This is a genomic window from Streptomyces sp. NPDC058289 (genome assembly GCF_042880975.1).
GTDB lineage: Bacteria > Actinomycetota > Actinomycetes > Streptomycetales > Streptomycetaceae > Streptomyces > Streptomyces stoeckheimensis.
Window position 1 is genome coordinate 25,135 of record NZ_JBHVYI010000079.1, and the last position, 15,204, is coordinate 40,338.

15 protein-coding genes are annotated in these 15,204 nt (G+C 71.5%); 14 read left to right on the plus strand and 1 reads right to left on the minus strand.

What is annotated here, in order from left to right:
• Nucleotides 1–33: 33 nt before the first annotated feature.
• Genes ACFVX6_RS31025 through ACFVX6_RS31035 form a run of 3 tightly spaced genes read left to right on the plus strand, consistent with a single transcriptional unit; the run spans nt 34 to nt 2,908 of the window.
• Entirely contained in the window at nt 34–708 is a 675-nt protein-coding gene (locus tag ACFVX6_RS31025; RefSeq protein ID WP_389697086.1) for an isochorismatase family protein, read from the plus strand.
• Entirely contained in the window at nt 705–2,588 is a 1,884-nt protein-coding gene (locus ACFVX6_RS31030; protein ID WP_389697088.1) for an anthranilate synthase family protein, read from the plus strand. The genes ACFVX6_RS31025 and ACFVX6_RS31030 overlap by 4 nt, the downstream gene beginning before the upstream one ends.
• Entirely contained in the window at nt 2,585–2,908 is a 324-nt protein-coding gene (locus ACFVX6_RS31035) for a hypothetical protein (protein ID WP_389697090.1), read from the plus strand. Before ACFVX6_RS31030 ends, ACFVX6_RS31035 begins: the two co-directional genes overlap by 4 nt.
• Before the next feature lie 68 nt (nt 2,909–2,976).
• Here ACFVX6_RS31035 and ACFVX6_RS31040 read toward each other — a convergent pair whose 3' ends face one another.
• The gene (locus tag ACFVX6_RS31040; RefSeq protein WP_389697092.1) at nt 2,977–3,486 is read right to left on the minus strand and encodes an AtaL-like protein; all 510 of its coding nucleotides are present in this window, start codon (nt 3,484–3,486) and stop codon (nt 2,977–2,979) included.
• Between the two features lie 226 nt (nt 3,487–3,712).
• Between ACFVX6_RS31040 and ACFVX6_RS31045 the strand changes: the two genes are divergently transcribed.
• The 11 genes from ACFVX6_RS31045 to nusB all read left to right on the plus strand — a co-directional run bounded on the left by ACFVX6_RS31045 (nt 3,713) and on the right by nusB (nt 15,059).
• The gene (locus ACFVX6_RS31045) at nt 3,713–4,414 is read left to right on the plus strand and encodes an SDR family NAD(P)-dependent oxidoreductase (protein ID WP_389697094.1); all 702 of its coding nucleotides are present in this window, start codon (nt 3,713–3,715) and stop codon (nt 4,412–4,414) included.
• Between the two features lie 53 nt (nt 4,415–4,467).
• Nucleotides 4,468–6,597, plus strand: a complete 2,130-nt coding sequence (gene tkt / locus ACFVX6_RS31050; protein ID WP_389697096.1) for a transketolase — start codon at nt 4,468–4,470, stop codon at nt 6,595–6,597.
• On the plus strand, nt 6,594–7,886 hold the full coding sequence (gene aroA, locus ACFVX6_RS31055) for a 3-phosphoshikimate 1-carboxyvinyltransferase (RefSeq protein ID WP_389697098.1): 1,293 nt from the start codon (nt 6,594–6,596) through the stop codon (nt 7,884–7,886). The genes tkt and aroA overlap by 4 nt, the downstream gene beginning before the upstream one ends.
• A gap of 25 nt (nt 7,887–7,911) precedes the next feature.
• Nucleotides 7,912–9,102, plus strand: a complete 1,191-nt coding sequence (locus ACFVX6_RS31060) for a 3-hydroxybenzoate 6-monooxygenase (RefSeq protein ID WP_389697100.1) — start codon at nt 7,912–7,914, stop codon at nt 9,100–9,102.
• A complete protein-coding gene (gene aroC / locus ACFVX6_RS31065) occupies nt 9,099–10,283 on the plus strand; it encodes a chorismate synthase (protein WP_327307703.1) in 1,185 nt (394 codons plus the stop codon). Before ACFVX6_RS31060 ends, aroC begins: the two co-directional genes overlap by 4 nt.
• Before the next feature lie 44 nt (nt 10,284–10,327).
• On the plus strand, nt 10,328–10,810 hold the full coding sequence (locus tag ACFVX6_RS31070) for a shikimate kinase (protein WP_267040891.1): 483 nt from the start codon (nt 10,328–10,330) through the stop codon (nt 10,808–10,810).
• The gene (aroB, locus tag ACFVX6_RS31075) at nt 10,807–11,898 is read left to right on the plus strand and encodes a 3-dehydroquinate synthase (protein ID WP_389697102.1); all 1,092 of its coding nucleotides are present in this window, start codon (nt 10,807–10,809) and stop codon (nt 11,896–11,898) included. The genes ACFVX6_RS31070 and aroB overlap by 4 nt, the downstream gene beginning before the upstream one ends.
• A gap of 135 nt (nt 11,899–12,033) precedes the next feature.
• Entirely contained in the window at nt 12,034–12,792 is a 759-nt protein-coding gene (locus tag ACFVX6_RS31080) for an AAA family ATPase (RefSeq protein WP_389697104.1), read from the plus strand.
• A 94-nt stretch (nt 12,793–12,886) separates the two neighbouring features.
• Nucleotides 12,887–13,996, plus strand: coding sequence for a M24 family metallopeptidase (locus ACFVX6_RS31085; RefSeq protein WP_389697106.1), 1,110 nt, complete (start codon nt 12,887–12,889; stop codon nt 13,994–13,996).
• Nucleotides 13,997–14,052: 56 nt separating this feature from the next.
• The gene (gene efp, locus ACFVX6_RS31090; protein ID WP_389697108.1) at nt 14,053–14,619 is read left to right on the plus strand and encodes an elongation factor P; all 567 of its coding nucleotides are present in this window, start codon (nt 14,053–14,055) and stop codon (nt 14,617–14,619) included.
• Nucleotides 14,620–14,621: 2 nt separating this feature from the next.
• Complete coding sequence (gene nusB / locus ACFVX6_RS31095) at nt 14,622–15,059, plus strand: transcription antitermination factor NusB (protein ID WP_214948214.1); 438 nt, start codon at nt 14,622–14,624, stop codon at nt 15,057–15,059.
• Nucleotides 15,060–15,204: the final 145 nt, after the last annotated feature.

Consider the following 15,204-nt stretch of genomic DNA (forward strand, 5'->3'; position numbering starts at 1 on the left):
GTGAACGAGACCGTGAACGAGAGGGAGAAACGCATGGCAGGGATCCCTGCTATCAGCCCCTATCCGATGCCCTCGGCAGCCGACCTGCCCGCCACCACCGTGGACTGGGAAGTCGACCCGGACCGCGCCGTGCTGCTTGTGCACGACCTGCAGAAGTACTTCCTGACCGCCTTCCCCGCCGGTGAACAGCCCGTCGTGGACCTGTGCCGCAACGCCGGCGAGCTGCGTGTACGCGCAGCGGCGCTCGGCATTCCGGTCGCCTACACGGCGCAGCCCGGCGGCATGACGCCCCAAGAGCGCGGCCTGCTCGCCGACTTCTGGGGCCCGGGCATGCGGCCGAGCCCCGAACACCGCCAGGTCGTGGACCCGGTGGCGCCGGCGGCCGGGGACTGGATGCTCACCAAGTGGCGCTACAGCGCCTTCTTCAAGACCGATCTGCTGGAGCGGATGCGCGCACAGGGCCGCGACCAGCTGATCATCTGCGGCGTGTACGCCCACGTGGGCGTCCTGATGACGGCGGTGGACGCGTTCACCAACGACATCCAGCCCTTCCTGGTCGCCGATGCCATCGCCGACTTCAGCTGGGAGGAGCACCGGATGACGCTGGAGTACGCGGCCGGCCGGTGCGCCGCCCTGACCACCACGAAGGAGCTCCTCACGGCCCTCCCGGACCGGGTGGACGCGTACGCGGAAAGGGTTTCGGCATGACCGCGGACCAGCTGGGCCGGATCCTGACCGACCGGCCGCCGGCCTTCGCACTGATCCACCGTCCGGAGACCTCTCCCACCGATCGGCTCGACCTGTTCCTCGGTTCGTTCGTCGAGGCGGCGACACTGGCCGACGTACCGCTCGGCGACGTCCTGGAGGGTGCCGGCGCGCGCCAGGACGTGCTCACCCTGATCCCGTACCGGCAGCTCGCCGAGCGCGGTTTCGAGGCACCGGACGACGGCACCCCGTTGCTCGCCATGGTGATCGACGAGCAGACGCACGTGCCGCTCGACACCGTGCTGCGACGGATCCCCGACGCACCCGTCCACCTCGTGCCCGGCGGCGACTTCGACGTCGACGACGACACGTACGCCGAGACGGTCCGCCGTGTCATCGCGGACGAGATCGGCACCGGCGAGGGCGCCAACTTCGTGCTGAAGCGCTCGTTCGTGGCCGACATCAGCGACTACTCCGTCGCCACGGCACTGCGGTTCTTCCGCCGGCTGCTGGAGCGGGAGACCGGCGCGTACTGGACGTTCGTCGTGCACACCGGCGACCGCACGCTCATCGGCGCCTCTCCCGAGCGCCACATGAGCGTGGCGGGCGGGCGGGCCGTGATGAACCCCATCAGCGGCACCTACCGCTTCCCCGCCTCGGGACCCGAGCTGCGCGGTGTCATGGACTTCCTCGCCGACCGCAAGGAGGCCGACGAGCTGTACATGGTCGTCGACGAGGAACTCAAGATGATGGCCCGGATCTGCGACTCGGGCGGCCGGGTCGTCGGGCCCTATCTGAAGGAGATGGCCCGGCTCGCGCACACCGAGTACTTCATCGAGGGCCGCACCTCCCGCGACCCGCGCGAGATCCTCCACGAGACGCTGTTCGCTCCGACGGTCACCGGGTCCCCGCTGGAGAGCGCGGGCCGGGTCATCAAGAAGTACGAGCCGCAGGGACGCGGCTACTACAGCGGCGTCCTGGCCCTCATCGGCCAGGACGAGAACAGCGAGCGCACGCTGGACTCGGCGATCCTCATACGGACCGCCGACATCGACGACGGGGGGCGGATGCGGATCGGCGTCGGCGCCACCCTAGTCCGCCACTCCGACCCGCTGTCCGAGGTCGCCGAGACCCGCGCCAAGGCGTCAGGCCTGCTGGCCGTGTTCGAGGAGGCCGGACCGAGCCGCTTCGGCGACCACCCCGAAGTGCGGGCGGCACTCAGCCGGCGCAACGACACGATCGCCGGTTTCTGGCTGGACGACGAAGCCGACCGCGCCCGCCCGGTTCCGCTGCTCGCGGGCCGCAAGGTGCTGGTGGTCGACGCGGAGGACACCTTCACGGCGATGATCGCGCACCAACTGCGGGCCATCGATGCGGAGGTGACCGTCTGCCGCTTCGACGAGCCCTACGACTTCGCCCCGTACGACCTGGTCGTCATGGGCCCGGGACCGGGTGACCCGCGGGAGGTGGACCATCCGAAGATCGCGCACCTGCGGGCCGCGGTCGACACCCTGCTCGTGGAGCGGCGGCCGTTCCTCGCCGTGTGCCTCAGCCACCAGGTGCTCAGCACCAAGCTCGGTTTCGGCCTGCGGCGCAGGGAGCAGCCCAACCAGGGGGTGCAGCGGGAGATCGAGCTGTTCGGGCGGCGCGAGCGCGTCGGCTTCTACAACACCTTCGCGGCGCAGAGCGCCTCGGACACCGTCGAGGTGCCCGGCGTCGGCACGGTGCAGGTGTGCCGGGAGGCGGAGACCGGCGAGGTGCACGCGCTGCGCGGGCCCGGCTTCCGGTCGATGCAGTTCCACGCCGAGTCCGTGCTCACGGAGGACGGCATCCGCATCGTCGGCGAGGCCCTGGCGGGGCTGCTGCAGGAGCAGCTTGTATGAAGGCGACGGTGGCCTGGTGGGATCTCGCCGGCTCGGGGCACAGCATCGAGTCGCTGCGGTCGTACCTGCGCGACGAGGCGGTCGACCGGTTCGCGTCGGTCGAGGGCCTGCGGCTGAAGTTCTGGATCGCGGATCCGCAGACCGAGCGCTGGGGAGCGGTGCTGCTGTGGGAGTCCGCGGAGGCGGCGGCCCGGCCGCTCGCCCCGCGGGCCGCCGAGCTCATCGGACGGGCGCCGGTGCAGTACGCGGTGTTCGACGTCGAGGCGACGGTCGAGGGCGTTCACACGCTGCCCGGGCTGCCGGGTCTCGGCCTGATCTGAGGTCTGCTCCGAGGCCTGGTCCGAGGCCTGGTCCGAGGCTGGACCGTGGACGAGGACGGAGCGGCCCCTCACGACCCGTTCGGGTCGGGAGGGGCCGTCTGCGTCCCCGCCGTTCCGGCCCCCGTCGAGACCTGGCGCAGTACGGCCGTCATGGCGTCCAGCGTGCCGTGGAAGTCGCTGTCCAGGTCCCGCAGATACGGGTTCTGCGCCAGGATCGCGGCCGCCCTGTCGTCGGTCAGGGTGATGCTCAGCGTGAGGGTGAGCCGCCCTTGTTCGTCTTCCCCGATCTCGTTGCGTATCTCCGCGATGTCGGTGTGGTCCAGGTGCCGGTAGACGATGCGCCCGGCACCTTCCTGGGCGGTGACCCGCTGGAGGAACGTGTGCTCCCCGCGCCGGATTTCCCGTAGGAGCCCGTCCGCGTACCGATCGTGGATCCGGCATTCGGCAATGGCCGGCACGTACTCCGCCGGATGCTCCGCCTTGTGCAGCAGGGCCTGCCACAGCTTCTCCCGGGTGGGACCGCCGCGACCTTCCTGACCCGTGTCCACGACCGGACGGGTCCACGAAAGCGTCAGCATTGATTTCCCTTTCGTCCGCTTACCGGCGTGCAGCATCCGCTGGTCGGATCGCGGTGTCAAAGGGGGGCCGCGCAGTCCGTCAGATGCCTCCAGGACCTGACGAAGTGCCCCAGGTGCACTGCCCAGCGAGGCCCGGTTCCTTGCAAGGTGGCCGCTGGTTTCGCATGCGTTCGGCGCGGGTCGACGCATTCCTCGGAGTCCCCTGCGGAGAATCAGGAGAGCACTGATGTCTGAACGGTTCGACGGCCGGGTCGTCCTCGTGACCGGAGGAGGCGAAGGCATCGGCCGGGCAGCGGCGGTGGCCTTCGCCCGGCTCGGAGCCTTGGTGGTGGTCGCCGGACGCCACCCTGAGACGCTCGACGGAACGGTCAAACTGATCCGCGACGAAGGCGGGCAGGCCGACAGCGTGGTCGCCGAGGTCTCGGATCCCACGGAAGGCGCCGACGTCGGCGCCGCCTACATCGTCGCCGAGACCGTGCGCCGCCACGGGGCACTGCACGTGGCCTTCAACAACACCACGGAGCTGGGCCCCCACCAGAGCGTCGCGGACATCAGCGAGACCGCCTGGGCCCAGAGCCTGACGGCCAATCTGACCGGCGTCTGGCTGTCCATGAAGCACGAGATCGCCCACATGGAGCGGTCCGGCGGCGGGGTCATCGTCAACACGGCCAGCAACATCGGATCCCAGGGCATGCTCCCGGGCCTGGGCGCGTACGCCGCGTCCACGGCGGCGGTCAGCGCCCTCACCCGGACCGCGGCCAAGGAGTACTTCGCCAAGGCCATCCGCATCAACGCCATCAGCCCCTGCCCGCTCGGCCGGGGGGGCAGCGCCGAGGAGATCGCCGACACCGTCGTCTGGCTCGCCTCCGACTCGGCCGCGTACATCGTCGGGCACGACCTCGTACTCGACCGCAAGACCAGCGTGTGACCAGCACCCAGTCGAGCCCCGAGGCCCGGCCGAGCAGAGGAGCCCTGAGCACAGTGACGAGCAGCCCCGAGCAGAGATCCCTCCGTACCTTCGAGTGGAGCGACCTGGACCGGCGCGCAGTCGACACCGCCCGCGCGTTGGCGATCGATGCCGTGGAGGCCGCGGGCCACGGCCACCCGGGTACCGCCATGAGCCTGGCCCCGGCCGCCTACCTGCTGTTCCAGAGGCTGTTGCGGCACGACCCGGCCGATCCCCAGTGGGCCGGCCGCGACCGCTTCGTGCTCTCCTGCGGGCACTCCAGCCTGACCCTGTACACCCAGCTCTACCTCTCCGGCTACGGCCTGGAACTCGACGACCTCAAGGCGCTGCGCACCGAGGGCAGCCTGACCCCGGCGCACCCCGAGTACGGGCACACCCCCGGCGTCGAGACCACGACCGGCCCGCTCGGCCAGGGCCTGGGCAATGCGGTCGGGATGGCGATGGCGGCGCGCCGCGAGCGCGGTCTGTTCGATCCGGACGCCGCCCCGGGCGAGAGCGCCTTCGACCACACCGTCTGGGCGTTCGTCTCCGACGGCGACCTGGAGGAGGGCATCAGCCACGAGGCCGGTTCCCTCGCCGGCCATCAGCGGCTGGGCAACCTGGTCGTGCTCTGGGACGACAACCGCATCTCCATCGAGGACGACACGCTGATCGCGGTCTCCGAGGACGTGCCCGCGCGCTACCGCAGCTACGGCTGGCACGTCCAGCAGGTCGACTGGACCGTGACCGGGGCGTACGTCGAGGACATGGCCGCCCTGCACGAGGCCCTGTCGGCCGCCCGTGAGGAGACCGGACGGCCCTCGCTCGTCGCGCTGCGCACCATCATCGGCTGGCCGTCGCCGGGCAAGCAGAACAGCGGAAAGATCCACGGTTCGGCTCTCGGCGCGTCCGAGGCCGCGGCCACCAAGGAGGCCATGGGCCTGGACCCCCGGCGCTCCTTCGAGGTACCGGACGAGGTGCTCGCGCACGCCCGGCAGGTCGGCGAGCGGGCCCGCGCCGACGTGGAGGTCTGGGCGAAGCGGTACGCGGACTGGCGCGCCGGCTCCCCCGAGCGGGCGGCCGAGTTCGACCGGATCAGCGTGCGCGAACTGCCCGCGGGGTGGACGGACGCGCTGCCCGTCTTCGAGGCGGGCGGCCAGGTCGCCACCCGCAAGGCGTCGGGCGAGGTGCTGAGCGCGCTCGCCGCGACGCTGCCCGAACTGTGGGGCGGCTCCGCCGACCTCGCCGAGTCCAACCTCACCACCATGAAGGGCGAGCCCTCCTTCGTTCCCGCCGACCGGGCGACCGAGGCCTTCCCGGGCCACCAGTACGGGCGGACCCTGCACTTCGGCATCCGCGAGCACGCCATGGGCGCCGTCCTGAACGGCATCGCCCTGCACGGCGGGACCCGCCCCTACGGCGGTACCTTCCTCGTCTTCTCCGACTACATGCGCCCCGCCGTCCGCCTCGCGGCCATGATGAAGCTGCCCGTCACCTACGTCTGGACCCACGACTCCATCGGGCTCGGCGAGGACGGCCCCACCCACCAGCCCATCGAGCACCTGTGGGGGCTGCGGGGCATCCCGGGCCTCGACGTCGTACGCCCCGCCGACGCCAACGAGACGGCAGTCGCCTGGCGCACCGTCCTGGAGAACGACGACCGGCCCGCCGGACTCTGCCTGTCCCGGCAGAACCTGCCGGTCCTCGACCGCTCTGCCGCGTCCGGTGTGGAATCGGCCGAGGGCACCGCACGCGGCGGCTACGTCCTGGCCGAGGCCGCCGGCGGCGCCCCCCAGGTGGTGCTGATCGCCACGGGCAGCGAGGTGCACATCGCGCTGGACGCCCGCGCCGTCCTCGAGGGCGAGGGCATCGCCACCCGGGTCGTGTCGATGCCGTGCCTGGAATGGTTCCAGGAGCAGACCCCCGAATACCGCGAGCAGGTTCTGCCGAGCGCCGTGCGGGCCCGTGTCTCGGTCGAGGCCGGATCCGCGCTCGGCTGGTACCAGCTCCTCGGCGACGCCGGGATCCCGGTGGGGCTCGACCAGTTCGGCGCCAGCGCCCCGTACACCGCGCTGTACGAGCGCCACGGCTTCACCGCCGGCAACGTGGCCGCCACCGCCCGGGCCAGCCTGGCCCGCGTCGTGGCACAGCGGGGTACGCGGTGAGCGGGCCGGCACTGATCGCCCGGATCCCGGGCTCCAAGAGCATCACCAACCGGGCGCTGCTCCTGGCCGCCGCGGCCGACGGCGTCTCGCTGCTGCGGGATCCGCTGGTCAGCGAGGACACGGTTGCCTTCCGGGAGGCCCTGACCGGGCTCGGAGTGCACATCGAGACGGGCGACGACGGCGTCTGGAAGGTGACCGGCACGGGCGGCGCGCCGAGCGGCGGCGCCGCCGTGTGGTGTGAGGACGCGGGTACGGCGGCCCGGTTCCTGCCGCCGTTCGCGGCGGCCGGCGAGGGCGAGTTCGGGTTCGACGGGACCGACCAGCTGCGGGCCCGGCCGCTGCGGCCGCTGGCCGACGCGCTGGCCGTGCTCGGCGCGGACGTCCGGGTGACCGAGCCGGCCGGCGGACTGCCGTTGACGGTCGCCGCCCGGGGTCTGGCCGGCGGCGATGTGACCGTGGACGCCTCGCTCAGCAGCCAGTACCTCACCGGTCTGCTGATGGCCGGGCCGCTGATGCGGCAGCCGCTGGTCGTACGGGGCGCGGGACTGGTCAGCCGGCCGTACATCACCATGACCCAAGCGCTGATGCGTCAATTCGGGGCGTACATCGACCAGTTCGACGAGTTCGAGGGCGGGGCGATCCAGGTGCTGCCGGGCGGCTACCGGGCCGCCCGGCTGGACATCGAGCCGGATGCCTCCACCGCCTCGTACGCCTTCGCCGCGGCCGCCGTCACGGGGCGCAGCATCACCGTGCCGGGCCTCGGCACGGGCAGCGTCCAGGGCGACCTCGGCTTCGTCCGGGTGCTGGCCCGGGCGGGCGCCCACGTGGAGATCACCGACCGGGCGACGACCGTCACCGGTACCGGCCCGCTGCGCGGCGGCTTCGACATCGACATGGGTGACATCTCCGACACCTTCATGACGCTGGCGGCGGTGGCCCCGCTCGCCGACGCGCCGATCACGGTGCGCGGCATCGGGCACGCGCGGCTCAAGGAGTCCGACCGGATCGCTGCGGTCGAGGAGAACCTGCGGGCCTTGGGGATCCGCACCGAGTCCGGTCCGGACCGGCTCACCGTCCATCCGGGCCGCCCCACGGCCGCCCGGATCGCCTGTCGCCGCGACCATCGGATCGCGATGGCGTTCTCGGTGCTCGCACTGCGCGTCCCCGGCATCACGCTGGACGATCCGTCCTGCGTCGGCAAGACCTTCCCCGGCTTCCACGCCGAGCTGGAGCGGCTCTTCCCGGACCGCACGAGCCGTACGCCTCGATCGAGCACCAGCAGTCACTGATCAGGAAAGGGAAGGTGAGACACCCATGGCCGACATACTCATCGCCGGTGGTGGCATCGGTGGACTCGCTGCGGCACTCGGGCTCGCGAAACGCGGCCATCAGGTCACGGTCCTGGAGCGCAGGGACATCTTCACGGAGGTCGGTGCCGGCATCCAGCTCGGCCCGAACGCCTTCCACGCGCTCGACCTGCTCGGAGTGGGCCGGGAGGTCCGCGAACGCGCCGTCCTCGTCGACGAACTGCGCTTCATGGACGGCACCACCGGCGAGCAGGTCGCGGCCCTTCCGGTGACGGAGAAGTACCGGGCCCGGTTCGGCAACCCGTACGCCGTGGTGCACCGGGTGGACCTCTACCTGCCGCTGCTGGAGGCTGCCCGTCGCCACCCGGGCATCCAACTGTTCGGAGGGTGCCGCGTCGTCGCGTACGAGCAGTGGGCGGGCGCGGTGACGGCCGTTCTCGCCGATGGCAGGCGGCTCACCGGCTCTGCGCTCATCGGCGCCGACGGCCTGCACTCCGCGGTCCGCCGGCAGCTGGTCGGGGACGGGCCCCCGCGCGTGTCCGGCCACACCATCTACCGCTCGGTGATCCCCGTGGAAGAGGCACCCGAGGAGCTGCGGGGAAACACCGTGGTCCTGTGGGCGGGCCCGAAGTGGCACCTCGTGCACTACCCGATCGCGGGCGGCAGTCACTTCAACCTGGCCGTGACCGTGGACGACGGCGCCACGGAGGCCGTGGCCGGTGTGCCGGCCGAGCACGCCCACGTACTGAGCTCCTTCCCCGGACTGTCCGGCCAGGCCCGCCGGGTGCTGGAGCTGGGGCGGGACTGGAAGTCCTGGGTGCTGTGCGACCGCGACCCGGTGGACCGCTGGACCGAGGGCCGGGTCGCGCTCCTCGGGGACGCCGCGCACCCGATGCTCCAGTACGCGGCGCAGGGTGCCTGCCAGGCCCTCGAGGACGCGGTCCTGCTGTCAGGTCTGCTGGACGGCCGCGAGGACGATTTCGTCCAGCGTCTGGAGAAGTACAACGCGGCACGCCGGGAGCGTACGGCCCGGGTGCAGCTGGTGGCGCGGGAGATGGGGCGCAGGCTCTACCACGCTTCCGGGGAGGCGCGGGTGGAGCGCAACGCGATGCTGGCTGCGCTGTCCGACGAGGACATGTACGACAAGGCGGCCTGGTTGCACGGCGCCTACGACTTCGCTTGGGGAGACGGAAATTGAGCAGGTTGCGTTGGCTGACGGCCGGAGAATCCCACGGCCCGGCTCTGGTGGCGACGCTGGAGGGGCTTCCCGCGGGCGTTCCGGTGACCACGGAGTTGGTGGCCGAACACCTGGCCCGGCGGCGGCTCGGCTATGGCCGCGGTGCCCGGATGAAGTTCGAGCAGGACGAGATCACCTTCCTCGGCGGTGTTCGCCACGGTCTGTCGCAGGGCTCGCCGGTCGCCGTGATGATCGGGAACACCGAGTGGCCCAAGTGGGAGACGGTCATGTCGGCCGATCCGGTCGACCCCTCGCTGCTCAAGGAGACCGGCCGCAATGCGGCGCTGACGCGGCCGCGGCCGGGCCACGCCGACCTTGCGGGGATGCAGAAGTACGGTTTCTCCGAGGCTCGGCCGATCTTGGAGCGCGCGAGCGCGCGTGAGACTGCTGCCCGTGTGGCCCTCGGTGCGATCGCCCGGTCCTTCATCAAGGAGGTCGCGGGCATCGAGATCGTCTCGCACGTGGTGGAGCTGGCTGCGGCGAAGGCCCCGTACGGGGTGTACCCGACCCCTGCCGACGTCGAGAAGCTCGATGCCGACCCGGTGCGCTGCCTCGATGCCGATGCGTCGAAGCAGATGGTCGCGGAGATCGACCAGGCCCACAAGGACGGTGACACCCTGGGTGGTGTCGTCGAGGTCCTCGCCTACGGCGTGCCCGTCGGCCTCGGCTCGCACGTGCACTGGGACCGTCGTCTGGACGCGCGCCTTGCGGCTGCGCTGATGGGCATCCAAGCCATCAAGGGTGTGGAGGTCGGTGACGGCTTCGACCTGGCGCGTGTGCCCGGTTCGCAGGCTCACGACGAGATCGTTTCCACGCCCGAGGGTCTCAAGCGGACCACGGGTCGTTCCGGTGGTACCGAGGGTGGTCTGACCACCGGTGAGCTGTTGCGGGTGCGTGCTGCGATGAAGCCGATCGCGACCGTTCCGAAGGCCCTCGCCACCGTGGATGTGGCCACGGGCGAGGCCACGGTGGCGCACCACCAGCGTTCCGATGTCTGTGCGGTGCCGGCTGCGGGCATCGTGGCGGAGGCCATGGTGGCCCTGGTGCTGGCCGACGCCGTGGTGGAGAAGTTCGGTGGCGACTCGGTCCCCGAGACCCGCCGCAACGTCCGGTCCTACCTCGACAACCTGCAGATCCGGTGACCGGCGCCCGTGCGACCGGACCCCTGGTGGTCCTCGTCGGCCCCATGGGGTCCGGCAAGTCCACCGTGGGCGAGCTGATCGCCCAGCGGCTCGGAGTCTCCTACCGGGACACCGACGCCGACATCGTTGCGGCCCAGGGCCGGGAGATCTCCGACATCTTCGTGGACGAGGGCGAACCGTACTTCCGTGAGCTGGAGCGGGAGGCGGTCGCCGCCGCCGTCGCCGGACACGAGGGGGTCCTCGCCCTCGGCGGCGGCGCCGTCCTCGACGAGAAGACGCGCGAACTGCTGACCGGGCTGCCCGTCGCCTACCTCTCGATGGACGTCGAGGAAGCCGTCAAGCGCGTGGGCCTCGGCGCCGCGCGCCCGCTGCTCGCCGTCAACCCGCGCCGCCAGTGGCGCGAGCTGATGGACGCCCGGCGCCCCCTGTACACCGAAGTCGCGCGCGTCGTGGTGGCCACCGACGCCCGTACCCCCGAAGAGGTCGCCCAGGCGGTCCTCGATGCTCTGGAGTTGAAGAACGCATGACAGACCAGGTGACGCGGATCCAGGTCGGCGCGAGCGCCGGGCACGACGCGTACGAGGTGCTGGTCGGCCGGCAGCTGCTCGGCGAGCTCGGCTCCCTGATCGGTACGAAGGCCCAGCGGGTCGCCGTCATCCACCCCGAGGCCCTCGCCTCGACCGGTGAGGCCCTGCGGGACGACCTCGCCGCGCAGGGGTACGAGGCCATCGCCATCCAGGTGCCGAACGCCGAAGAGGCCAAGACGGCCGAGGTGGCGGCGTACTGCTGGAAGGCGCTGGGCCAGTCCGGCTTCACCCGCAGCGACGCCATCGTCGGCGTCGGCGGGGGATCCACCACCGACCTCGCGGGCTTCGTCGCGGCCTCCTGGCTGCGCGGGGTGCGCTGGGTCGCCGTCCCGACGACCATCCTGGCGATGGTGGACGCGGCCGTCGGCGGCAAGACCGGCATCAACACCGCCGAGGGCAAGAACCTCGTCGGTGCCTTCCACCCGCCGACCGGCGTCCTCTGCGACCTGGCGGCGCTGGACTCGCTGCCCGTCAACGACTACGTCAGCGGTCTCGCCGAGATCATCAAGGCCGGATTCATCTCCGACCCGGTGATCCTCGACCTGATCGAGGCGGACCCCGAGGCGGCGCGCACGCCCGCCGGCCCGCACACGGCCGAGCTGATCTGCCGCTCCATCCAGGTCAAGGCCGACGTGGTCTCCAGCGACCTCAAGGAGTCGGGCCTGCGGGAGGTCCTCAACTACGGGCACACCCTCGCGCACGCCATCGAGAAGAACGAGCGCTACAAGTGGCGCCACGGCGCGGCCGTCTCGATCGGCATGGTCTTCGCCGCCGAACTCGGCCGGCTCGCGGGCCGGCTCGACGACGCGACCGCAGACCGCCACAAGGCCGTCCTCGCCTCGGTGGGGCTGCCGCTGACCTACCGCGGCGACCAGTGGCCCAAGCTCCTGGAGACCATGAAGCTCGACAAGAAGTCCCGTGGCGACCTGCTGCGCTTCATCGTCCTGGACGGGCTGGCGAAGCCGACCGTCCTGGAGGGTCCCGACCCGGCCGTCCTCGTGGCAGCCTTCGGCGAGGTCACGGCCTGAGCCGGTTCGGGCCGGCGCGAACCGGCCCGAACCGCCCTGAACCGGGCTACCTCTCGACCGCGTGACCCGGCGAGCCGCCGGGGTCATATAACGTTCTCGCATCAGTCGTGGTGGAACGAGACGGAGTGGCAGCGGATGCAGCAGGGAGTGGGAGGCGGTGGCTGGGAGCCGCAGGGGAGTCGGCACCCGGCGGCGCCCCCGCAGCCGGGGGTACCGCCCGTGGGGGGCTGGCCCACGCCTCCCATGCCCTCCGCGCCCGCGGCGCCCCTGGCCGCTCCGGGTCCGCCGGACGGGTTCACCGGGCACGTCCCGCTGCCGCCCGCCGCTCCCGGCACCGGCGGAGCCACCCTCGCGGTCCTGCTGATCGGCCCCGCGGGCGCCGGCAAGACCACGGTGGCCCGCCACTGGGCCGGCACCCGGCCCGTCCCCACCGCGCACGTCAGCCTGGACGACGTACGGGAATGGGTGTGCTCGGGCTTCGCGGATCCGCAGGCCGGGTGGAACGACCACTCCGAGGCCCAGTACCGCCTCGCCCGCCGCACCTGCGGCTTCGCCGCCCGGAACTTCCTGGCCAACGGGATCTCGTGCATCCTCGACGACGCCGTCTTCCCGGACCGGCCGGTGGTGGGCCTCGGCGGCTGGAAGCGGCACGTGGGGCCCGCGCTGCTGCCCGTCGTCCTGCTGCCCGGCCTGGAAATCGTCCTGGAGCGCAATGCCGCCCGCTCCGGGAACCGGCGCCTCTCCGACGAGGAGGTCGCGCGGATCCACGGCCGCATGGCCGGCTGGTACGGATCGGGGCTGCCGATCATCGACAACTCCCACCTGGACGTCGAGGGCACCGCCCGCGCCTTGGATGAGACCCTGGCCCGGGTCATCTCCCAACCGGCCTACTGAAATTCCCGCCCGCGGCGCCCGCCGGGCCCGGCCCGGCCCCCGGACGGCTGTGCTCACCAGGCCGGATGCGCGCAGCGCTCGTAGGCTCGGAAGCATGTCAGACGTGTACGCGGCCCGCCGGGGCCTGCTTCGCGACCGCTGTGCGGCCGCCGGAAACGCCGCCGCACTCATCACGCGTCCGGCGAACGTCCGTTACCTCTCCGGGGCGTCGCCGCTGGGCGCGGTCCTGCTGCTCGGTCCGGGCGGCGAGGACATGCTGTTCTGCGCCGGCCAGCCCTCCGGGGAAGCCGACGAGGGGCGGCTCGACGAGAACCTGCGGCTCTCCGTGCTGGCCGGCCCGGGGGCGGATCCCGCCGTCGCGGCGGCCGACGCGGCCTCCGCCGCCCGCGCCGATTCCCTCGCCGTCGAGGAACACCACCTCACCGTCGGCCGGCACCGCGCCCTGAGCTCGGTGGCGCCCGGGCTGCGCCTCGCGGATCTGGGGACCGCCGTCGAACAGCAGCGCCTCGTCAAGGACGAGGAGGAGATCGCCTGCCTGCGGATCGCCGCCGAGATCGCCGACCAGGCCCTCGGGGAGCTGCTCGAATCGATCCTGGTGGGCCGCACCGAACGGCACCTCGCCCTGGAGCTGGAACGCCGGCTCGTGGACCACGGGGCCGACGGCCCGGCCTTCCCGACCTCCGTCGGCACCGGCCCGCACTCCGGCCGCTCCCGGCACCGGCCCTCGGACAGGCGGGTCGAGGAGGGTGATTTCCTCTCCGTCTGCCTCGGCGCGAACTACCGGGGCTACCGCTGCGAGATCGGCCGCACCTTCGTGATCGGCACGACCCCCGCCGACTGGCAGATCGAGCTGTACGACCTGGTCTTCGCCGCCCAGCGGGCGGGCCGGGAGGCCCTGCTGCCCGGGGCCGCGTACCGAGATGTGGATCACGCGGCCCGCTCCGTACTCGACTCCGCAGGTCACGGCGAGGCCCTCGCGGCGTGGACCGGACACGGAGTCGGTCTCGAAATCGACGAGGACCCGCAGCTTGCACCTACGGCCATGGGTAAACTGGACGCTTGCGTGCCGGTCACCGTCGAACCGGGGGTTCACCTCCCTGGCCGGGGTGGTGTCCGGATCGATGACACGCTCGTCGTACGCCCCGAGGCGGACGGCGGTCCCGAGCTACTCACCATTACGACCAAGGAGCTGCTCGCGCTCTAGCCCGCGTCGGGCTGTGCGCGCACCCGTGGTCTTCCAGTGCAGGAGATTCCCAAACCGTGGCTTCCACGAACGACCTCAAGAACGGCATGGTGCTGAAGCTCGACGGGGGCCAGCTCTGGTCCGTCGTCGAGTTCCAGCACGTCAAGCCCGGCAAGGGCCCGGCCTTCGTGCGCACCAAGCTGAAGAGCGTCATGTCCGGCAAGGTCGTCGACAAGACGTTCAACGCCGGCACCAAGGTCGAGACGGCCACCATCGACCGCCGCGACATGCAGTTCTCCTACATGGACGGCGAGTACTTCGTCTTCATGGACATGGAGGACTTCGACCAGCTGATGGTCGACAAGAAGGCCGTCGGCGATGCCGCCAACTTCCTGATCGAGGGCTTCACCGCCTCCGTGGCCCGCCACGAGGGCGAGGTGCTCTACGTCGAGCTGCCGGCCGCCGTCGAGCTGACCATCCAGCACACCGACCCGGGCGTCCAGGGCGACCGTTCCACCGGTGGCACCAAGCCGGCGACGCTGGAGACGGGCCACGAGATCCAGGTCCCGCTCTTCATCAACACCGGCGAGAAGATCAAGGTCGACACCCGCACCAGCGACTACCTCGGCCGGGTGAACAGCTAACCGTGGCTGCCCGGAGCAACGCGCGCAAGCGCGCTTTCCAGATCCTGTTCGAGGCCGACCAGCGCGGGGTCTCCGTGCGCGAGGTCCTCGCGGACTGGGTCCGCCACTCGCGGTCGGACACCGACCGTCAGCCTGCGGTGAACGAGTTCACCATGGAACTCGTCGAGGGGTACGCCGACAAGGTGGACCGCATCGACGATCTGATCGCCACCTACGCCGTGGACTGGGACCTCGACCGCATGCCGGTCGTGGACCGGAACATCGTGCGTCTCGGTGCCTACGAGCTGATCTGGGTCGACGGAACCCCGGACGCCGTGGCCATCGACGAGGCCGTCCAGCTGGCCAAGGAGTTCTCCACGGACGAGTCGCCTTCGTTCGTGAACGGACTGCTCGGCCGCTTCAAGGACCTCAAGCCGAAGCTGCGCCGCAGCGAGAGCTGACAGGCGCCGGTACGGCGAGAACGGAGGGCCCTGTGCGGGCATGAAAAAACCGGTGGGTGGGGGGGGGGCGGGGGGTGCCCGCCCCCCCCCCGGAAAAGGTGTGGTTTTGGGGGGGGGGGGATATGTGGACGTGGGGTTTTAAAAA